The 18,604-nt window shown below is 71.2% G+C and carries 20 protein-coding genes; 16 read left to right on the plus strand and 4 right to left on the minus strand.

Annotated features, from left to right (window positions below):
* The first annotated feature begins 7 nt into the window (after nucleotides 1–7).
* The 11 genes from ABXS86_RS10940 to rpsN all read left to right on the plus strand — a co-directional run bounded on the left by ABXS86_RS10940 (nucleotide 8) and on the right by rpsN (nucleotide 8,325).
* The gene (locus ABXS86_RS10940; protein ID WP_353664464.1) at nucleotides 8–1,009 is read left to right on the plus strand and encodes a metal ABC transporter solute-binding protein, Zn/Mn family; all 1,002 of its coding nucleotides are present in this window, start codon (nucleotides 8–10) and stop codon (nucleotides 1,007–1,009) included.
* Nucleotides 1,006–1,821, plus strand: a complete 816-nt coding sequence (locus tag ABXS86_RS10945; RefSeq protein ID WP_144831277.1) for a metal ABC transporter ATP-binding protein — start codon at nucleotides 1,006–1,008, stop codon at nucleotides 1,819–1,821. Before ABXS86_RS10940 ends, ABXS86_RS10945 begins: the two co-directional genes overlap by 4 nt.
* Nucleotides 1,818–2,678 (plus strand): metal ABC transporter permease, encoded by an 861-nt coding sequence (locus ABXS86_RS10950; RefSeq protein ID WP_144831280.1) that lies wholly within the window; start codon nucleotides 1,818–1,820, stop codon nucleotides 2,676–2,678. The genes ABXS86_RS10945 and ABXS86_RS10950 overlap by 4 nt, the downstream gene beginning before the upstream one ends.
* Before the next feature lie 75 nt (nucleotides 2,679–2,753).
* Nucleotides 2,754–3,167, plus strand: a complete 414-nt coding sequence (locus ABXS86_RS10955; RefSeq protein WP_144831283.1) for a Fur family transcriptional regulator — start codon at nucleotides 2,754–2,756, stop codon at nucleotides 3,165–3,167.
* Entirely contained in the window at nucleotides 3,154–4,182 is a 1,029-nt protein-coding gene (locus ABXS86_RS10960) for a permease (protein WP_353664465.1), read from the plus strand. Before ABXS86_RS10955 ends, ABXS86_RS10960 begins: the two co-directional genes overlap by 14 nt.
* Complete coding sequence (locus ABXS86_RS10965) at nucleotides 4,175–5,032, plus strand: DUF1980 domain-containing protein (RefSeq protein ID WP_307207354.1); 858 nt, start codon at nucleotides 4,175–4,177, stop codon at nucleotides 5,030–5,032. The genes ABXS86_RS10960 and ABXS86_RS10965 overlap by 8 nt, the downstream gene beginning before the upstream one ends.
* Nucleotides 5,022–6,455, plus strand: coding sequence for a hypothetical protein (locus ABXS86_RS10970; RefSeq protein WP_353664466.1), 1,434 nt, complete (start codon nucleotides 5,022–5,024; stop codon nucleotides 6,453–6,455). The genes ABXS86_RS10965 and ABXS86_RS10970 overlap by 11 nt, the downstream gene beginning before the upstream one ends.
* A complete protein-coding gene (locus ABXS86_RS10975) occupies nucleotides 6,452–7,138 on the plus strand; it encodes a DNA-3-methyladenine glycosylase (RefSeq protein WP_353664467.1) in 687 nt (228 codons plus the stop codon). Before ABXS86_RS10970 ends, ABXS86_RS10975 begins: the two co-directional genes overlap by 4 nt.
* 470 nt (nucleotides 7,139–7,608) lie before the next feature.
* Nucleotides 7,609–7,845, plus strand: a complete 237-nt coding sequence (gene rpmB / locus ABXS86_RS10980) for a 50S ribosomal protein L28 (RefSeq protein WP_055832508.1) — start codon at nucleotides 7,609–7,611, stop codon at nucleotides 7,843–7,845.
* Nucleotides 7,845–8,015: a 50S ribosomal protein L33 gene (gene rpmG / locus ABXS86_RS10985; RefSeq protein WP_013584775.1), complete on the plus strand. Its 171-nt coding sequence runs from the start codon at nucleotides 7,845–7,847 to the stop codon at nucleotides 8,013–8,015. The genes rpmB and rpmG overlap by 1 nt, the downstream gene beginning before the upstream one ends.
* 4 nt (nucleotides 8,016–8,019) lie before the next feature.
* Nucleotides 8,020–8,325, plus strand: a complete 306-nt coding sequence (gene rpsN / locus ABXS86_RS10990; protein WP_022878196.1) for a 30S ribosomal protein S14 — start codon at nucleotides 8,020–8,022, stop codon at nucleotides 8,323–8,325.
* A 61-nt stretch (nucleotides 8,326–8,386) separates the two neighbouring features.
* Here rpsN and ABXS86_RS10995 read toward each other — a convergent pair whose 3' ends face one another.
* Nucleotides 8,387–9,844 (minus strand): LuxR C-terminal-related transcriptional regulator, encoded by a 1,458-nt coding sequence (locus ABXS86_RS10995; RefSeq protein WP_353664468.1) that lies wholly within the window; start codon nucleotides 9,842–9,844, stop codon nucleotides 8,387–8,389.
* Nucleotides 9,845–10,254: 410 nt separating this feature from the next.
* Here ABXS86_RS10995 and ABXS86_RS11000 point away from each other — a divergent pair, with 410 nt between their 5' ends.
* Both ABXS86_RS11000 and ABXS86_RS11005 read left to right on the plus strand, forming a co-directional pair.
* Nucleotides 10,255–10,542, plus strand: a complete 288-nt coding sequence (locus tag ABXS86_RS11000; RefSeq protein ID WP_013584778.1) for an HU family DNA-binding protein — start codon at nucleotides 10,255–10,257, stop codon at nucleotides 10,540–10,542.
* Nucleotides 10,543–10,618: 76 nt separating this feature from the next.
* Nucleotides 10,619–12,604: a cytochrome c oxidase assembly protein gene (locus ABXS86_RS11005; protein ID WP_353664469.1), complete on the plus strand. Its 1,986-nt coding sequence runs from the start codon at nucleotides 10,619–10,621 to the stop codon at nucleotides 12,602–12,604.
* Between the two features lie 6 nt (nucleotides 12,605–12,610).
* Here the strand turns inward: ABXS86_RS11005 and ABXS86_RS11010 are convergent, their stop codons facing one another.
* Nucleotides 12,611–13,696, minus strand: coding sequence for a hypothetical protein (locus tag ABXS86_RS11010; RefSeq protein ID WP_353664470.1), 1,086 nt, complete (start codon nucleotides 13,694–13,696; stop codon nucleotides 12,611–12,613).
* 42 nt (nucleotides 13,697–13,738) lie between these two features.
* A complete protein-coding gene (locus tag ABXS86_RS11015) occupies nucleotides 13,739–14,569 on the minus strand; it encodes an NAD(P)/FAD-dependent oxidoreductase (RefSeq protein ID WP_353664471.1) in 831 nt (276 codons plus the stop codon).
* Between the two features lie 50 nt (nucleotides 14,570–14,619).
* Here ABXS86_RS11015 and ABXS86_RS11020 point away from each other — a divergent pair, with 50 nt between their 5' ends.
* Nucleotides 14,620–15,099 carry a MerR family transcriptional regulator gene (locus tag ABXS86_RS11020; RefSeq protein WP_307207320.1) on the plus strand — a complete coding sequence of 160 codons (480 nt, stop codon included), beginning with the start codon at nucleotides 14,620–14,622 and terminating at the stop codon, nucleotides 15,097–15,099.
* A gap of 9 nt (nucleotides 15,100–15,108) precedes the next feature.
* Nucleotides 15,109–16,482 carry an ATP-dependent RecD-like DNA helicase gene (locus ABXS86_RS11025; RefSeq protein ID WP_353664472.1) on the plus strand — a complete coding sequence of 458 codons (1,374 nt, stop codon included), beginning with the start codon at nucleotides 15,109–15,111 and terminating at the stop codon, nucleotides 16,480–16,482.
* A gap of 3 nt (nucleotides 16,483–16,485) precedes the next feature.
* On the opposite strand, the gene ABXS86_RS11030 is transcribed toward ABXS86_RS11025, so the two are convergent.
* Complete coding sequence (locus ABXS86_RS11030) at nucleotides 16,486–17,139, minus strand: heme oxygenase (biliverdin-producing) (RefSeq protein ID WP_307207316.1); 654 nt, start codon at nucleotides 17,137–17,139, stop codon at nucleotides 16,486–16,488.
* Nucleotides 17,140–17,325: 186 nt separating this feature from the next.
* Between ABXS86_RS11030 and ABXS86_RS11035 the strand changes: the two genes are divergently transcribed.
* Nucleotides 17,326–18,597: a serine hydrolase domain-containing protein gene (locus ABXS86_RS11035; protein WP_353664473.1), complete on the plus strand. Its 1,272-nt coding sequence runs from the start codon at nucleotides 17,326–17,328 to the stop codon at nucleotides 18,595–18,597.
* Nucleotides 18,598–18,604: the final 7 nt, after the last annotated feature.

The raw sequence follows: 18,604 nt of genomic DNA on the forward strand, positions 1-18,604 counted from the left end.
TGATCGCATGACCCGTCGCATCCTCGCCCCCGTCGTCCTCGGTGCCGTCTCCGTCCTCGCGCTCGCCGGATGCGCGGGCACGTCGACCTCGACAGGCGCGACCGGGAACGTCGACGGCAAGGTGACGGTCGTGGCATCCACCGACGTCTACGGCTCGATCGCCGAGGCCGTCGGCGGCGACTTCGTCGACGTGCAGTCGATCATCACCTCGCCCTCGCAGGACCCGCACGAGTACGAGGCGAGCGCGCAGGACCAGCTCACCCTCAAGAACGCCGGTCTCGTGATCGAGAACGGCGCCGGCTACGACGCCTTCATGGAGTCGCTCATCGAGGCCAGCGGCACCACCGCCCCGGTGATCACCGCCGTGGAGTTCACCCACGACTACCCGGGTTCGGAGTCGCACGACGATGCGGCCACGCCGGCGGCCAGCGAGGGCGCCGACGACCACGACCACGCCGAGGGCGACGGACACGACCACATCGAGGGCTTCAACGAGCACGTCTGGTACGACCCGCACACCGTCGAAGACCTCGCCGCCGAGATCGCCGAGCACCTGGGCGAACTGGCCCCCGACCACGTCGCCGACTTCAACGCCAACGCCGCCGCGTTCACGCAGCAGGTCGCGGGACTCGAGGACTCGCTCGCGAACATCGAGGCGACGGATGCCGGTGCGAAGGTGTTCGTGACCGAGCCGGTGCCCGTGTACCTGACCACCGCCGCGGGTCTCGACAACGCGACCCCGAACGAGTTCAGCGAGGCCGTCGAAGAGGGCCAGGACGTGCCGCCCGCAACGCTTCTGGAGTCGCTGCAGCTGATCGACTCGGGCGACATCAAGGTCATGATCGTCAACCCGCAGACCGGCGGCGCCGAGGTGACGCAGGTCGAAGACGAGGCCAAGGCGAAGAACATCCCGGTGATCGAATTCACCGAAACGCTCCCCGAGGGACAGACTTACATCTCGTGGATGCAGAGCAACATCACGGCGCTGACCGACGCGCTGGCGGCGTGAGCGCGGCGGTACCGCTGCGCATCCGCGGCGCCGCGCTCGAACGCGGCGGTCGCGAACTGTGGTCGGGGCTGGATCTCGAGGTGCAGCCCGGCGAGCTGGTCGCCGTGCTCGGGCCGAGCGGCTCGGGCAAGACGACGCTGCTGCGCGCGATCCTCGGACTCGAACGGGTCAGCGCCGGCTCCGTCGAGGCCCTCGGCGCCCCGGTGCGCCGGGCAGGCAACCGCCGCATCGGCTACATCCCCCAGCAGCGTCCGCTTCCGCGCGAGACCCCGCTGCGGGGGCGCGACATCATCGGCCTCGGCGTCGACGGGCACCGACTCGGTCTGCCGCTGTCGCGCAAGAAGGATCGCGCCCGCATCGACGAGCTGCTCGAGGCGGTCGGGGCGACGGCGTTCGGCGACCGACCGGTGGGGCTGCTCTCGGGCGGCGAGCAGCAGCGCCTGCGCGTGGGCCAGGCCCTCGCCGACGACCCCGCTCTGCTGCTGTGCGACGAGCCGCTGACCAGCCTCGACCTCGCCAACCAGCAGGCCGTCGTGCGCCTGATCGACCGCCATCGCCGCGAACGCAACGCCGCCGTGCTGCTGGTCACCCACGACATCAACCCCGTGCTGTCGCGCGTCGACCGCATCCTCTACATCGCGAACGGCCGCTTCACCCTCGGCACCCCCGACGAGGTGCTCACGACCGAGACGCTCTCGGCCCTGTACGGCGCCCCCGTCTTCGTCGTGCGCGCGGGCGACCAGCTGATCGTCGTCGGTGCTCCGGATGCCGAGGACCACCACCACCATCACCACGGCGAGGACGACGAATGAACTGGTCCGACGTCGGCGACGCGCTGTTCGGCGGGGTGAGCCAGTACGGCGCGATCCTCGACCTGGTGCAGAACTCCGTGTACGCCGGAGCGGTGCTCGGGCTCGTCGGCGGCCTGATCGGCGTCTTCGTGATGCAGCGCGACATGGCCTTCGCGGTCCACGGCATCAGCGAGTTGTCGTTCGCGGGTGCCGCGGTGGCCCTTCTCATCGGCGCCGACGTCGTCTCGGGCTCGATCGTGGGCTCGCTCATCGCCGCCGCCCTCATCGGGGTGCTCGGCGCCCGTGCCCGCGACCGCAACTCGATCATCGGCGTGCTCATGCCGTTCGGCCTGGGCGTCGGCATCCTGTGCCTGTCGCTCTACAACGGGCGCAGCGCGACGCGTTTCAGCCTGCTGACCGGGCAGATCGTGTCGGTGCAGAGCGGGCAGCTGGGCTGGCTCGTGGTGATCGGCGTCGTGGTGCTCGTGGCCCTGCTGCTCATCTGGCGTCCGCTGCGCTTCGACTCCCTCGACCCGCAGTCGGCGGCCGCGCGCGGAGTGCCCACCACCGCGGTCTCGTTGGCGTTCATGCTGCTGCTCGGCCTGATCGTCGCCGTGGCCGTGCACATCATCGGCGCGCTGCTGGTCATGGCGCTGCTGGTCACCCCGGCCGCGGCCGCGATGCGCGTGGCATCCGGGCCCCTCTCGGTCCCCGTGCTGGCCGCGCTCTTCGGCTTCGTCTCGGCGGTGGGCGGTGTGTTGCTCGCGGTAGCCGGAACGCTCCCCGTGAGCCCCTACATCACGACCATCTCGTTCGCGATCTACCTGGTGTGCCGTCTCATCGGCGCCCGACGCGATCGCACCACGCGGGCTCTGTGAATCGTGCAGGCGCGGGGCGGGCACGGCGCCGTAACCCCCAGCGCATTCACCGAACCCGTCGATAGACTCCCGGCCATGGTCCAGCGCAACACGTGGCAGCGCGAGCGCGTGCGCGAAGCCCTCTCCGGAGCGGGTGGCTTCGTCAGCGCGCAGTCGCTGCACGCCACCCTGCGCGACGAGAACACCGGCATCGGCCTCGCGACCGTGTATCGCACGCTCGCCGGTCTCGCCGCGCGCGGCGACGCCGACTCGCTGCAGAGCCCCGAGGGTGAGAACCTCTTCCGCGCGTGCGAGAGCCGCGGGCACCACCACCACCTCATCTGCCGCTCGTGCGGCAAGGCCGTCGAGATCGCCGCGACCGACGTCGAGGAGTGGGCCCAGCGCACCGCCGCCCAGAACGGGTTCATCGAAGCCGAGCACGTGGTCGACATTTTCGGCCTGTGCACCGACTGTGCCCTCGCACGGGCTCGCGAGCGTGGCGACGAGTAGTCGCACCACGGCCCCCGCGCCGCAGCGGTCGGGGCCCTCCCGCACCCTCGTCGCGCTCGGCCTGGGTGTGCTCGTGGTGACCGCGCTGTTCCTCGTCGACGCGTTCGCGCCGACCTTCTTCGCCCAGCCGCTGCCCACCCGCGCGCAGGACGGACTCACGCTCGCCCTGAGCGTGCTGATCGAGTCGCTGCCGTTCGTGGTGCTCGGCGTCGTGCTGTCGATCCTCGTGCAGGTGTGGGTGCCGCCGGGGGCGATCGAGCGATGGATGCCGCGCGCGCCGTGGGCGCGCCGGGCCGTGCTGTCGCTGCTGGGCATGTTCATCCCGGTCTGCGAGTGCGGCAACGTCCCCTTCGCGCGCGGGCTCATGATGCGCGGGTTCGGGGTGAGCGACACCCTGACGTTCCTCGTGGCTGCCCCCATCGTGAACCCGATCGTCATCATCTCCACGCACGCGGCGTTCGGCTTCAGCGACGGCATCCTGGTGGCGCGCCTGATCGGCGGCTTCCTGGTCGCGAACCTTCTCGGGTGGCTGTACAGCCGGCATCCGGATCCCGACAAGCTGCTCACCGAGCGCTTCCTCGAGACGTGCGAGATCGTCGTGCAGGAGCGCGGCGACCGCGGCCGGCGCACCCTCGCCCAGCTGGTGGTCGAGCTGCGCTCGGTCATGCCGGCCCTGATCATCGGATCGCTCCTGGCCGGCGCGGTGCAGGTGCTCGTGCCGCGCAGCGCCCTGCTGGCGATCGGCTCCGACCCGGCCCTGTCGATCGCGGCGATGATGGTGCTCGCCATCGTGGTGTCGCTGTGCTCCAACGTCGATGCGTTCTTCGCCCTGTCGTTCGCGTCGACCTTTACGCCCGGCTCGATCGTCGCCTTCCTCGTGGTCGGCCCGATCATCGACCTCAAGATGATGGCGCTGCTGCGCACGACCTTCACCACCCGCGTGCTCGCGGGCATGACGGTCGTCGTGGTGCTGTTCGCCTTCGCGCTCGGAACGGTGGTGAACCTGATTGTCTAAGGCATCCGCACTCGCCACGCGCTGGCTCGGGGTGGGGCTCACCGCGTGCTTGTCGATCACGACGATCACGCTGTGGCTCACCGGCCGCATGTCGCTGTACATCAACCCCGACTCCGCCTGGTTCGCGGTCGGCATGTCGGTGGTGGCGCTGATCGGCGCGATCGCGTCGTTCGCCCTGCCGCTCGGGGCCGAAGCCGATCACGGCCACGACCACGAGCACGGCCATGCGCCGGCCTCGGCGTCGGCCCGGCGCGAGGCGTTCGCGCACGCCGATCACGAGCACGCGGATGCCATGGACGACCACGACCGCGTGGCGCACGATCATCTGGCCGCGAGGCCGCGACTGACCCCCGGCGGCATCGCCGCGTTCACCGGGGGAGTGCTGGCCTCGGGCGCCGTGATCGCGGTGCTGCTGACGCCGGCAGCCTCGCTGTCGACCGAGCTCGCCGTCTCGCGCGACGTGGGGGCCCCGCCGCTGTTCGCCGGGTCCGACGTCATCACGCTCGCCGCCTCGGGCGACACCTCGACCTTCGGCATCGGCGACTGGTCGGCGGTGTTCGCGCACGCCACCAACCCCGAGACCTTCGACGGCAAGCCCGTCACCCTCACCGGCTTCATCACTCCGGCCGCCGACGGCTCGACGTTCGACCTGACCCGCCTCGTGATCACGCACTGCGTGATCGATGCGCAGACCGCCCGCCTGCCCATCGCCGCCACCGTCGACGCCCCCTCGACGGGGCAGTGGGTGACGGTCACGGGCACGGTGCGCTCCAGCGGCGACGGCAAGCTCGAGGTGCACGCAGATCAGGTGGCCTCGATCGACGAGCCGGCGGATCCGTATGAGTACTGACAGCCGACGCGCCGCGGGCGCCGGTTCGTCGCGTCGCGCCCGTTCGCGCAAGCGCCGCGGCCGCGGCTTCGCGATGGCCTTCGCCATCGTGCTCGTCGGCCTCGTCGTGGTCGGCGGTCTCGGCGGTGTCGTCGCGGTCGCACAGGGCCCGCGCGTGACAGATGTGCAGGTCGACCCCGCGGCCGCGGTCGCGGCATCGGGGTCGCGCGTGATCCTCACCACGACGCAGTCGCTCGAGACGGTCGACCCCTCGCAGGTCGTGGTCGAGCCAGCTGCCCCCTTCACTGTCGACACGGCCGGCCGCAGCGTCGGCGTGCGCTTCACCCTGCCGCTGCGCGACGACACCGACTACCGCATCACCGTCAACGGCGTGAACGGCCTCGGCGCGGGACCCTCGTCGACCCTCACCGAGAGCTTCCATACCCCGCCGCTGCAGGCCTTCCTCATGCAGCGGGGCACGCCCGAGGGCGACACGATCTTCCGCACCGACCTGAAGGGCGAGGCGGGGCTCCCCGTCTTCGTGCACCCGCACATCGAGGATTTCCGCGCGACCGCCAATCACCTGGTCATCTCGGTGCGCGACGGCGAGACGGCCCGGGTCATCGTGACCGACCTCGACGGCAAGAACCAGCGCGACATCACCTTGCCGGGCCCGGGGTTCGTCTCGAACCTGCAGTCGGCCGACCGCGGAGAGCGGATCGGATTCACGTTCTCGGATGCCGACCTGAGTGCCGCCGGGGGACGCGAGAGCCGTCTGTTCACGGCGTCGGCGGCCGACGACGCCCCTCCCACCGAGGTGGGTCTGAACGGCGGCGACGTGCGCATCGCCGACTACCGCTTCGTGCCCGACACCGACAGCATGCTCGTGCTCACCTTCGACTCGCGTCTGCTGCTCACCGACGCCCAGGGCGGCAATGCGGCGCCGCTCGGCAGCGCCGTGTCGATCGACGGCATCGCCCGCGGGTCGTCGGTGGCGGTGGTGGAACGTCTCGAGGGCATCCGCGAGATCAACCTCACCGACGGGTCCGAGCAGGGGCTCGTCGAGCCCGTCGATCCGCCGGGGCTCGCGGGTCGCGCGACGCCGGTGCCGGGGACCGACGCGGGCACCATCCGCTCGTTCGCCGACATCAGCTCCGACGGGGTCTCGCGCTCGACGATCGTGGCCCACGTGGCCACCGACGGCACCGTCGACCCGCTGGTCGAGGTGCCCGGCGCCGACACCGTGCTGCAGACGTGCGTCTCGCCCAGCGGCCGGTACGCCGCCGTGCTGGTGGCACCGCGCGCGGTCGACAACCCCTACGACCGGTATCAGCTGCCGCTCCCCGAGCGCCTGCTCACGCACCTCGTCGAGATCGACACGGGGCAGGAGGTCGTCGCCCTGCAGGGCTTCGACCTGTCGTGGTGCCAGGTGCCGCCGCAGTGACCCCGGTCGCGAGCCGACCCGCGTCGCGCGACGAGCTGTCGGCCCTGCCCGTCGAGGTCGCCCCGCTGCTGCTCGGCGCGCTGCTCGAGACGGTGGTCGCGGGCGAGCGCGTGGTGATGCGTCTGACCGAGGTCGAGGCCTACCACGGGCTCGGCACCGGCGACCGGCCCGACCCGGGCTCGCACGCCCGCATGGGCCCGACGGCGCGCAACGCCACGATGTGGGGCGAGCCCGGCCACCTCTACGTATACCTGAGCCACGGCATCCACTCGTGCGTCAACGTGGTGTGCGGACCCGAGGGGGTCGCCGGCGGTGTGCTCCTGCGCGGTGCCGAGGTCATCGAGGGCGAGGCGGTGGCCGAGCGTCGACGACTCGAGCGCCGCGGTGCCGTGCGCAGCGCGCGCGACCTCGCCCGCGGACCCGGCCGACTCGGCGACGCCGTGGGCCTGCGGCATCCGGTGCACGACGGGATCGACGCGGTGACCGGTGCGGAGCACGCGGGAGCGCGAGCGCGCCTGCTGCTGCCGGCCGAGCCGGTCGCCCGCGTGGCGACGGGCCCGCGGGTCGGTGTGGCGGGCATCGCGGGGACGGCGGCGTTCCCGTGGCGGTTCTGGATCGAGGGGGATGCCACGGTCTCGACGTTCCGCTGGGGCCGGGGCGCCGCGGAGGCGGGCGGGGCGTGAGGGGGCTGAGCGCGTCGAAGCCCCGGTCCCTTCGACAGGCGCAGGGACCTCGCGTTCGCTCAGAGACCTCGCGTTCGCTCAGGGACCTCGGCGGGTGGGGGTGGGGGTGGGGTGGCTGAGCTTGTCGAAGCCCCCGGTCCCTTCGACAGGCTCAGGGACCTCGCGTTCGCTCAGGGGCCTCGCGTTCGCTCAGGGACCTCGCGTTCGCTCAGGGGCCTCGCGTTCGCTCAGGGGCCTCGCGTTCGCTCAGGGACCTCGCGTTCGATGACCTGATCGGGTCAAGCCGACCCTTCGACAGGCTCAGGGTGGGCACGCTGTCCGTGCTAGACTGACCCCTTGTCTGCGCGCACTCCAGCACGCAGTTCGCATCCCTCTTCCCGATCCCGGCCTTCCGCCGTGCTCGGACGGGGTGCAGACAAGGGATCTTGGGTGGCACCGTCCGGTGTCACGGTACAGAAGGAGACATCACCATGGCAGCAGTGTGCCAGGTGACTGGAGCGGTTCCCGGCTTCGGTCACAACATCTCGCACTCGCACCGCCGGACGAAGCGCCGCTTCGACCCGAACGTGCAGAAGAAGACCTACTTCGTTCCGTCGCTGGGTCGCAACATCAAGCTCAACGTTTCGGCGAAGGGCATCAAGGTCATCGACGCTCGCGGCATCGAGTCCGTCGTCCGTGACCTGCAGGCGAAGGGCGTGAAGCTGTAATGGCGAAGAAGGCTCAGGACGTTCGTCCGATCATCAAGCTGCGTTCGACCGCCGGCACGGGGTACACCTACGTGACGCGCAAGAACCGCCGCAACAACCCCGACCGCATCGTGCTCAAGAAGTACGACCCCGTGGTCCGCAAGCACGTCGACTTCCGAGAGGAGCGCTAAGCACATGGCTAAGAAGAGCAAGATCGCGCGCAACGAGCAGCGCAAGGTCGTCGTCGAGCGCTACGCCGCGAAGCGCGCCGAGCTGAAGAAGACCCTGGTCGACCCCAACGCGACCGACGAGGCCCGCGAGGCCGCCCGCGTGGGTCTGCAGAAGCTCCCCCGCAACGCGTCGCCCGCGCGCGTGCGCAGCCGCGACGTCATCGACGGCCGCCCCCGTGGTGTCCTCACGAAGTTCGGCGTCTCGCGCGTCCGCTTCCGTGACATGGCCCACCGTGGCGAGCTGCCCGGTGTGACCAAGTCGTCCTGGTAAGCACCAGACACCTGTCCGAAGGGCGGGGGTTCCCGAAAGGGACCCCCGCCCTTCGGCGTTCTCAGGCGCGGACGCCCGAGAGATGCTCGACCGCCTCGGTGCGTCCGCTCACGCCGAGCTTGAGGTAGATCGAGCGCACCTGGCTCTTCACGGTGTTCACCGACACGCCTCTCGCGTGCGCGATCTCGGCGAGGCTCAGCGAGGAGTGCAGCTGCGAGACCAGGTCGCGCTCGGTGGGCGTCAGGCGCAGCGGGGGACCGGCCGGGCGGTCGGCGCCGTCGTCTCCGGGCGCCGCCACGAGCGCGATGGTACGGGTGAGCTCCGGCAGCATCGCGGCGAGGTCGGGTCGCGCCCCCGCCACGGCCTCGACCAGCTCCATCGTCTCGTCGCGCGGGAGCATCGAGAACGTCGTCGCCCAGGTTCCGGTCTGCGCCATGATCAGCAGCGCCGCCTCGACGCTCTGGCGCGCGCGACGGTCGTCGCCGAGACGGTTCCACGCGAGGGCCCGGCCGAGCAGTACGGGCATGAGGGTGCGCAGGCAGTGATCGGTCTCGGATGCCACGCAGGCGTCGGTCTCGCGCAGCAGATCGCGCTCGCGACCCAGTTGCAGCAGGGCCGCCGAGCGCTGCATCGAGAAGCAGACGCCGTGGCCCTGGGGGTTGCGGTACGGCTCGAGGACGGCGAGGGCCTGCAGGGGGTCGCCCTGCGCGACGTAAATGTCCGACAGGATGCTCACGACGAACGAGCGGACCATGCGATGGCTCTCGTGGCTGCCGCTCGAGTGCAGCAGCTGCCGGGCTCCGGCGCGCGCGCCGCCGAAGTCGCGTCGCAGCAGCTGCACCATGACCTCGGCCGCCCGCGCGGTGTAGACCGCGTACGGGTTGTCGGCGAAGGCCTCGTCGAGCACCCGCGAGATGCGCGCGAGCCGCTCGATGTCGAGGCTCGCCGCCGAGGTGAGGATCTCGGCCAGCAGCAGGATGTACGCCTGCTCCTGCCGCGGCCAGCCGTGCTCGGCGAAGAGACGATCGGCGGCCTCCCGAGACGACTCCGCCGCCTCGAACTCGCCGTTGATGGCGTGCCCGAGCGACATCACCGTCAGTGCCCGGTAGCGCAGCGCCGGAGCCTCGGCGAACAGCAGCGCCTCGGCGCCGAAGCGCGTCGCGACCTGGGGCCAGCCGAGGGCCGCGCAGTATTCGCCGACGCTGGTGTACAGCAGGGCGCGGGCCCCCGATGACAGGGCGGCGGGTCGCAGCAGGCGCACGTCGTCGAAGTACCGGCGCACCACCGTGGTCCCCTCGGCGAGAGCGTCGCGGCGTGCGCGGGCCGACAGGAGGGCGGCGACGGTCAGGGCGCGCTCGTCGGTCCAGACCGGCGGGGGCTCGGGGAAGTCCGCCTCGGCGAGAAGGGCGAGGTGCCGCGACAGGGGGACGCCGTGGCCCGGCGCGAGGCGCTGGGCGGTCGACAGCGCCGCGGCGCGGAAGGCCGCGCGCGCGTCGACGGAAGACGAGGTTCCGGGCATGACGACTCCAAAGGATCAGCGCCCGCGGGGTCGGGTCGCTACGCGGTCGTGTCCTCGCGGATGAGATGCGCGAAATCATATGTCGCACGCTCTCGGCCGACTTCGGCCCCACCCCCCGCGGGCGGCTCCGCCCTCGGTAGGACACCCGTCGGATCGCCCGCGGGAGCCTAGGCCTTCACCCCCGGGGCGTGGCGGAGGAGGGAGAGGCCGTCGCGCACGGGCCTCACGCGCCCCGTCTGCCCCTCCCGCACCGCGACACGCCGTCGAGAAAGGCGCGAAATCCGTCAAGATCCGCGTAATTCCGCGGTTCGGTTGATACTGTCGAGGCGGTCTCCCGACCAACGGGGAGGATTTCCTCTCCGTCCGCGTAACGAGAGGCGACCCGCGTGGTCGTCTGGAGGACAAACCACATGGCCGACAAGTCCATCACCAAGACCGAGCTCGTCGCGAGCATCGCCAGCGCGACCGGGCAGAGCCAGTCCGCCGTGTCGGGCGTGCTCGACTCCCTCTTCTCCACCGTCTCCGAGGCGGTCGCCAAGGGCAGCAAGGTCTCGATCCCCGGTTGGATCGCCTTCGAGCAGGTCGCGACCTCGGCGCGCACCGGCCGCAACCCGCAGACGGGTGAGGAGATCTCCATCCCCGCCGGCAAGCGCGTCAAGGTGACCGCTGGCTCCAAGCTCAAGGCCGCCGTCAAGTAATTCGACCGCGAGTCGTCGAGGGGGGATGCCACACGGCATCCCCCCTCGTCGTCCCCGGGCGACGTAGGCTGGGCAGGTGAACCCCCGGCTTCTCCGTGTCGCGGGACCCGTCATCCTGATCGCGGTCTCGCTCATCGCCGTCGTCGCGGGGCTCGCCTACGGCGGCGGAGCCGCCGCGCCCCAGCTGGCCGACCCGGGTCCGGTGGTGCGGTGGGGGCTCCCCATCGCCACGGTCGTGGTCAACCTGTCGGCTGCGACCCTCGTCGGCTCGCTCGTGCTGGCGCTCTTCGCTCTCCCGGCGGGGGAGCGGCCGTTCGAGATCGCCCTCGACACGGCATCCATCGGCGCCGCCGTCTTCACCGTCGCCTCGGCCGCCACGGGCTACATGACGTTCCTCAACGTCCTCAACGCCAAGCCCACCCTCGACGCCGTCTTCGGGCAGCAGCTCGGCCGCTTCCTGGTCGAGAGTCCGCTCGGGCAGGCGTGGCTGCTGACCACGATCGCCGGCGCGGTGCTGACCGTGCTGACCTTCGCCGTGCGGTCGTGGATTCCGACCCTGCTGGTCGCGATCCTGTCGCTCGCCGCGCTGGTGCCGATGGGCACGCAGGGCCACGCGGGCGACGAGGCCAGCCACGACGCCGCCGTCATCGCGCTCGTGCTGCACCTGATGGCGGCGGCCGTCTGGCTCGGCGGCCTGGTGCTGCTCGTGGTCATCCGTCCCGCGATGTCGCGCACCCAGCTGCAGGCGACGATGATGCGCTACTCCTCGCTCGCGCTGGTCGCCTTCGTCGTGGTCGCCGTGTCGGGTACCGTGCGCGCCTCGATCGGGCTGCTGGGGCTGCAGAACCTCTGGTCGGCGTACGGCGTGCTGGTGCTGGTGAAGGTCTTCGCCCTCGTCGCGATGGGCGTGCTGGGCGCCTGGTACCGGCGCCGCCTGATCTCGCGCATGGCCGATGAGAACGGCTCGCGCCGCTTCTGGGGCGTCGTCTCGCTCGAGCTGGTGTTCATGGGCATCGCCAGCGGCGTCGCCGCCGCACTCGCACGCACGCCCCCGCCGGTCGAGGCGCCGCTGGTCGGGCAGACGCCCGCCGAGGTGCTCACCGGCGCCCCGCTGCCGCCCGAGCTGACCCTCGAGCGTTGGTTCACGGCGTGGAACGTCGATCTGCTCTGGACCTTCGTCGTCGCGTTCGCGCTGTTCTTCTACCTCGCCGGAGTCTGGCGCCTGCTGCGCCGCGGCGACCGCTGGCCCATCCACCGCACGGTGCTGTGGTGCCTCGGCATGTTCGGGGTCTTCTGGGTGACCTCGGGTCCGATCAACGTGTACCAGGACTACCTGTTCAGCATGCACATGATCGGGCACATGCTGCTGTCGATGGCGATCCCGCTCATGCTCGTGGCGGGTGCGCCGGTCTCACTCGCGGCGCGGGCGATCCGCAAGCGCGACGACGGCTCCCGCGGCGGTCGCGAGTGGATCCTCTGGGCGGTGCACAACCCGGTCGCCAAGGTGCTGACCAACCCCTACGTCGCCGCCGGGCTGTTCATCGGCTCGCTGTGGGGCTTCTACTACACCGACCTCTTCCGCTGGTCGCTGTACGGCCACGTCGGCCACATCTGGATGGTCGCGCACTTCCTCATCACGGGATACCTGTTCGTGCTGAGCCTGATCGGCATCGACCCGGTGCCCTACCGCCTGCCCTACCCGATGCGTCTGCTCGTGCTCATCGCGATCATGGCGATGCACGCGTTCTTCGGCATCGCGATCATGATGAACTCCGGCCTGATGGTGGCGGAGTGGTTCGGGGCGATGGGCCGCACGTGGGGCGCCACACCGCTGGAGGATCAATACGTCGGCGGTGGAGTCGCGTGGTCGGTCGGCGAGATCCCGACGCTCATCCTCGCGATCACCGTCGCGATCCAGTGGAGCCGCAGCGACGAGCGCCACCAGAAGCGGCGCGACCGCCACGTCGACCGCGTGGGCGACGTCGAGCTCGACCAGTACAACGAAGAGCTTGCCCGGCTGGCCGCCCGCGACGCCCGCGTCGCCGCCCGCGGCGGCAGCTGAGCGGGGTCAGTCCGACCCGGTTCCGCCTCCGACGAGGATCGACGCCGACCCGTCGGGCAGCACGCTGATCTGCCCGTCGACGCGGAAGGCGATGTCTTCGCTGACCGTGCGCACCGAGCCGTCGAAGATCGAGCGCACGTCGACGTCGATGTGGGCCACGGCCTTGGCCGAGGGGATGCGCCAGCCCGCGCCGTCGGGCACGACGGTCACGACGGGCTGCTGGACGATGGACCAGGTGGGCGCGTCGTCGATGCGGTTGCGCACCGTGTAGCCGAACGGGCAGCCGGTGGGCTGCAGCACCTGCTGCTGCGTGCAGGCCGAGAGGAAGTCCTCGACACGCTGCTGCACCACCTCGATGAACTGCTCGGTGGGCTGTGCCTGCACCGACACGGGGATGCCCGCCAGCGGGGCGTCGGCGAGCACGGCGACACCCGGGGTCGACGAGATCGCCGTGTCGACGGCGACCGAGTACAGCCCCGGCGAGAAGACGAGCAGGGGGAGGGATGCCGAGGGGTCGGCGTCGGCGCCGTCGACGGACACCTGTCGCTTGTCGACCTCGAAGCCGTTCACCGAGAAGCGCATCGACCCCTGAACGGACAGGTTCATGACCGACAGGGGGCTGCGGGCGAAGCGCCACCGCGGCAGCAGGCTCGATCCGGTGTCGTGGGCGACGGCGAACGTCGTCGTGCCGGTGTAGCCGCCGGCGGAGTAGGACACCGTCACGAGCGTGTCGTCTCCGTCGACTTCTTCGCCGGTGATCTCGGCATCCGTCAACGTCGTCAGCACGTCGGGGCGCAGCAGCGCCTCGGACGACGTGGCCGGAAGCCCCGCCGCCTCGAGCTCGGCGGAATCGACCACGACGCCGGGCACGGCCAGCGCCTCGGGGGTGCGGTGATCCTGCAGCAGTTCGAGGTAGTGCAGCACGAACGCCCGGGGGCTGTAGAAGTCGCGGTACAGGGACGCGGCTCCGGCCCCGAGCGCGGCGACCAGCAGCACGCCGATCAGGACCATCGCGGGGATCTCGAGCGGATGGCGCACGCGCGCACCCCGAACGCCCTCGGGCGTCGCGGGGCCCCCGCCTGCGTTGTCCACGCCTCCAGTGTAGAAAGCCCTCCTGCGAAGGTGCCCCGCGCGTCAGTCCATGACGAGCGACTGCACCACGGCGACCGCCGCGAGCTGCCCGCCCGCGATGGCCGCGGCGAGCGAGAACAGGGGACCGGGCAGGTGATCGGGGTGCGCGATGTCGCCCACGGCGTACACGCCCTCGACGCTGGTGCGCCCGAACGGGTCGGTGCGAGCGGCTCCCGACTCCTGCCGTTCGACGCCCAGGGCATCGAGCAGGTCGCTGCGCGAGCGCCACACGGGGGCGACGAAGGCGCCGGCGACCTCGAGGGCGCGGTCGGTCAGGTGCAGCACGAGACCGCCGTCGGAGCCCTCGACCTCGCGCACCTCGGCGGGGTCGATGACGTGCACCGCGGATGCCACGGGCTCGAGCATGCGCGCCAGCATTCCCGCGTGGGCCGTCGCGTTGATCACCGCGACCGGGCGCCCGGCGAACTCGTGGCCGTGGCAGAACGGGCAGTTGGCGACGGTGTCTCCCCAGTGCTCCGCGAGACCGGGGATCGGCGGGAGCTCGTCGGTCACCCCCGTGGCGAGGATCACCGCGTGCACGCGGAGGCGCTCGTCGCCGACGGCGACCGTGAGGGAGCCCTCGTCGCGCGTGACGGCCGCGGCCGCGGCATCCCGGATCTCGACCGTGTCGTACGCGGCGATCTCGGCGCGGGCGATGCGCCGCAGCTCGGCGGGGTCGCGTCCGTCGTTGGTGAGGAGGTTGTGCGCGTGACGCACGGTGGAGTTGCGGTACGTGCCCGCGTCGAGCAGCAGGGTGCGCCGGTGCATGCGGCCGAGGGTGAGGGCCGCCTGCAGCCCCGCGGGGCCGCCGCCGATGATGATCGCGTCGTACATGAGGAGTCCTTCCGCTTGCGTTCGCCTCCATCGTGTGACTTCATGTCGACATGAAGTCAAGCGCGTCGGTCGAGTCCATCGGAGAGACGGCGGCGAGGTTCGGCCTCGAGACCCACGTGCTGCGGCACTGGGAGGACGAGGGGCTGCTCCGCCCCGTCCGCGACGCGGCCGGCCGGCGGCGCTACGGCGACGACGACAGCGTGCGCGTCGCGGTGATCCTGCGCAACAAGGCGGCGGGCATGTCGCTCGAGCAGATCCGCGTGCTGCTCGACGAGGGGGCGCACGACCGGCACCGCGTGCTCGAGGAGCACGTGGCCGAGCTCGATCGCCGCGCCGCCGACATCGCGCAGGCCCGCGCCATGACCGAACACGCGCTGCGCTGCCGCGCGCACGACATCACCGCGTGCCCGCGCTTCCGCAGCCACGTCGCCGACGTGCTGTCGGGCGAGGCCCGGTGGCTGTTGGCCACGACCGAGCCGATGGGCGGCCCCGTCCCCCGCCCGCCGACCGAGGCGACGTGCGCGAACTAGCATGAACCGGTGACCACGCCGCCCCTCTCCGCCGAGCAGCAGGCGCTGTTCCGCCTGATCGAGGACACGCGCGAGCACGTCTTCGTCACGGGCCGCGCGGGCACGGGCAAGTCGACGCTGCTGCAGCACCTGGCGTGGAACACCAAGAAGCAGATCGCCGTGTGCGCGCCCACCGGCGTCGCCGCCCTCAACGTCGAGGGCCAGACGATCCATTCGCTGTTCCGCCTGCCGATCGGGCTCATCGCCAACGGCGACATCGACCAGAACGACGCGACCCGCAAGCTGCTCAACGCCATCGACACGCTCGTGATCGACGAGGTCTCGATGGTCAACGCCGACCTCATGGACGCCATCGACCGCTCGCTCCGGCAAGCGCGAGGGCGCCGTGCCGAGCCGTTCGGCGGCACGCAGATCGTCATGTTCGGCGACCCCTACCAACTCGCTCCCGTGCCGCCGCGGGGCGACGAGATGCGCTACATCCAGGACCACTACCGCTCGTTCTGGTTCTTCGACGCCAAGGTCTGGTCGGGGGAGTCGGCCAGCGACGGCCTCATCGACATCGGCCGCCACGGCGCCGACCTGCACGTCAACGAGCTCGTCGAGATCCACCGGCAGTCCGACCCGGGGTTCAAACAGCTGCTCAACGCCGTGCGGTACGGGCGGGTGACGGCCGAGATGGCCGGCATCCTGAACACCGCCGGAGCCCGCACGCCCCCGCATCCGGCCGACGGCGAGCACCCGATCATCACGCTCGCGACCCGCAACGACCGGGTCAACACCATCAACCGCAAGCACCTCGACGAGCTCATCGGCCGCACGCAGACCGCCAACGCCGAGATCTCGGGCGACTTCGGTCGGGGCGAGGCCAACTATCCGGCCGAGATGGAGCTGACGCTCAAGGTCGGCGCGCAGGTGATGTTCCTGCGCAACGACGCGGCGCAGTTCGGCGAGGCGCCGCGCTGGGTGAACGGCACGATCGGCACGGTCACCCGCATCGCGGGCGACAGCGTGCGGGTCGAGGTCGACGGCATCGAGCACGACGTCGAGCCGGCGGTGTGGGAGAGGTACCGGTACGCCTACGACCCCGGGACGAAGAACCTCTCGCGCGAGATCGTCGCCGAGTTCACCCAGTTCCCGCTGCGCCTGGCCTGGGCCGTGACCATCCACAAGTCGCAGGGCAAGACCTACGACCGCGCCGTCGTCGACCTCGGGGCGGGGGCCTTCGCCCCGGGGCAGACCTACGTCGCGCTCAGCCGGCTGACCTCGCTCGAGGGGCTCTACCTCACGCGCCCGCTGCGCCCGAGCGACATCCGGGTCGACGAAGACGTGCGCCGCTTCATGAAGCAGGCGTGGCTGTCGCGGCAGGACGCCGCGAAGGCGTGAGCCTCAGGCGACGCGCGAGCGCTTGGCGCGCGTGAGGTCGGCGAACAGCTCGGTCGTGAAGCGATACGCGACAAGCACCTCGGCGATCACGCGCTCCTTCTCGTCGTCGTCCCAGGGAGCCGCGTCGAGCTGCTCGCGGTAGACGCTCTTGAAGGCCTTCGGGTCGGCGATGTCGCCGAAGAGCAGGAAGCCGATGCCGTTGGTCTCGAACCCGAACCGGCGCTGCATGAGACGCCCGATCGACGGTCCGCCCGACAGGTCGCCGACGAAACGCGTGTAGTGGTGCGCCACGAAGCCGCCCGGCCAGGTCGCCGCGACGCGACGGATGCGCGAGACGTAGGCCTGCGTGGTCGGCAGCGGGGCGATGCGGTCGCGCCAGTCGGGACCGAGGAGGAAGGACAGGTCGGCCTCGAGCGCGGGCAGTCGCGAGTGGGTGCCGGTGAGGAACACGGATGCCACGGGGTCGGTCCGCAGGTGAATCGCGGCCTCTTCGAGCGCGGCGTAGATGAACCAGTGCTGGGCGATCAGCGCGATGTAATCGTCGCGCGTCCCCGACCCGGTGAGCAGCTCAGTCATGAAGCCGTCGCACTCGCGGGTCGAGTGCGCGCCGCTGGAGCGCTCGCGCAGGGCGGCGGAGAACGGGGCGACGGCGTTCATGCGGCCATCATACGCACAGGGTTAGGTTCGCCTAACCCTGATTTCACCGGGAGTCGGCGCTGTCGCGGCCCGTTCGTGATGCAGACGTGACGGCCCACGAGCGCAAGGGCCCGATTCGCCCAGGTGCCGTGTGTTTGAATCGAGAGAGTACGCGCTTCGTCGTGCGCGGAAGTCCTGGGGGTACACATGCGGGGATGGCGTCGTCCTGCGGCCATCGCGATCGTGGGCGCGAGTGCGCTCGCCGCGCTCCTCAGCGGCTGCACCGCGCAGGGATCCGTGTCGATCGACGTTCCCGCCCAGGTCGAGGCCGCGCTGCCCGACGCGACGGTCTCCGAACTGCAGGACGCGGTGAACGCCGCGATGACCGCGACCGGCTCCACCGGCGCGATCGTCGGTGTCTGGGCACCGTGGAGCGGCACCTGGGTGGCCGGTCTCGGCACGCAGGGGCCGGGCGGTGCCGCGGTGACCTCCGACATGGAGTTCCGCGCCACCGACGTCACGCGCGCGATGACCTGCGACGTGCTCTACAGCCTCGCCGCCGACGGCACGCTGAACATGAGCGACCCGGTCACCACGTGGGTGAGCGGCGTCCCCGGTTACGAAGACATCACCCTGCGTCAGCTGTGCGACAGCACGTCGGGGCTGAACGCCTACACGCCGGTGCTGCAGGGCCTGCTCGCGAACAACCCCGACCGCGTGTGGAACCCCCGCGAGCTGATGGCCTACGGCATCGCCGGCCCGCGCCTGAACGAGCCCGGCGCCACGTTCGCCGACGTCGACACCAACTACGTCCTCGCCGGCCTCGCCGTCGAGCGCGCGACGGGCCAGTCGCTGACGCAGGCCATCGCCGAGCGCGTCACCGGACCGCTGGGGCTGAGCGCGACCGGTCTGCCGGCGCCCGCTCCCGCCGCAGCGGGGACGAACGCGCTCGAGGGCTACTGGTCGCAGCGCAACGCCGAGGGCGCATTCACCTGCACCGACCCGGCCGATTACACGGTGCTGTCGTCGAGCTTCGGCGGAGCCAACTCGGGCGCGGTGACCGACATCACCGATCTCGGGCGCTACGCCCAGGCGCTCGCTGCAGGATCGCTGCTGCCGGCCGGTGACGACCGCTTCGCCACTCCCTACGCCGTCACCCCCGACAGCCCCACCTGGTTCACCGCCGCCGGCGGCGCCTACCAGGCCGGCTCGCTGATCGGACAGTACGGCGCGACCCCGGGCTACATCGTCGGAGCCTTCGCCGACCCGAAGACCGGAATGTCGGTCGCGGTCGTGCTGAACAACTCGGGCGGCGGCAAGAACTTCGGCGCCTGGCTCGCGTGGGAGCTCGCGGCGATCGCCTCGAAGGCCCCGGCTGCCCAGGGGCAGACCGCGCCCGAGGCGGGCCTGCCGTGGACTGCGCAGCAGATGCGCGACAACATCGCCGGCAACGCCATCTGCGCCCCTCCCGCCGGATGACCTCGAC

Source organism: Microbacterium sp. che218, from assembly GCF_040436305.1.
In the GTDB taxonomy this organism is placed as follows: domain Bacteria; phylum Actinomycetota; class Actinomycetes; order Actinomycetales; family Microbacteriaceae; genus Microbacterium; species Microbacterium algihabitans.

Excerpts from the sequence above, each read along its gene's own strand:
- ABXS86_RS10970 (WP_353664466.1), top strand. The coding sequence starts at position 5,022 with ATGAGTACTGACAGCCGACGCGCCGCGGGCGCCGGTTCGTCGCGTCGC.
- ABXS86_RS11030 (WP_307207316.1), bottom strand. The coding sequence starts at position 17,139 with ATGAACGCCGTCGCCCCGTTCTCCGCCGCCCTGCGCGAGCGCTCCAGC.
- rpmG (WP_013584775.1), top strand. The coding sequence starts at position 7,845 with ATGGCGAAGAAGGCTCAGGACGTTCGTCCGATCATCAAGCTGCGTTCG.
- ABXS86_RS11035 (WP_353664473.1), top strand. The coding sequence starts at position 17,326 with ATGCGGGGATGGCGTCGTCCTGCGGCCATCGCGATCGTGGGCGCGAGT.
- ABXS86_RS10950 (WP_144831280.1), top strand. The coding sequence starts at position 1,818 with ATGAACTGGTCCGACGTCGGCGACGCGCTGTTCGGCGGGGTGAGCCAG.
- rpmB (WP_055832508.1), top strand. The coding sequence starts at position 7,609 with ATGGCAGCAGTGTGCCAGGTGACTGGAGCGGTTCCCGGCTTCGGTCAC.
- ABXS86_RS11020 (WP_307207320.1), top strand. The coding sequence starts at position 14,620 with ATGAAGTCAAGCGCGTCGGTCGAGTCCATCGGAGAGACGGCGGCGAGG.
- ABXS86_RS10955 (WP_144831283.1), top strand. The coding sequence starts at position 2,754 with ATGGTCCAGCGCAACACGTGGCAGCGCGAGCGCGTGCGCGAAGCCCTC.
- ABXS86_RS11015 (WP_353664471.1), bottom strand. The coding sequence starts at position 14,569 with ATGTACGACGCGATCATCATCGGCGGCGGCCCCGCGGGGCTGCAGGCG.
- ABXS86_RS11000 (WP_013584778.1), top strand. The coding sequence starts at position 10,255 with ATGGCCGACAAGTCCATCACCAAGACCGAGCTCGTCGCGAGCATCGCC.
- rpsN (WP_022878196.1), top strand. The coding sequence starts at position 8,020 with ATGGCTAAGAAGAGCAAGATCGCGCGCAACGAGCAGCGCAAGGTCGTC.
- ABXS86_RS10940 (WP_353664464.1), top strand. The coding sequence starts at position 8 with ATGACCCGTCGCATCCTCGCCCCCGTCGTCCTCGGTGCCGTCTCCGTC.
- ABXS86_RS10995 (WP_353664468.1), bottom strand. The coding sequence starts at position 9,844 with ATGCCCGGAACCTCGTCTTCCGTCGACGCGCGCGCGGCCTTCCGCGCC.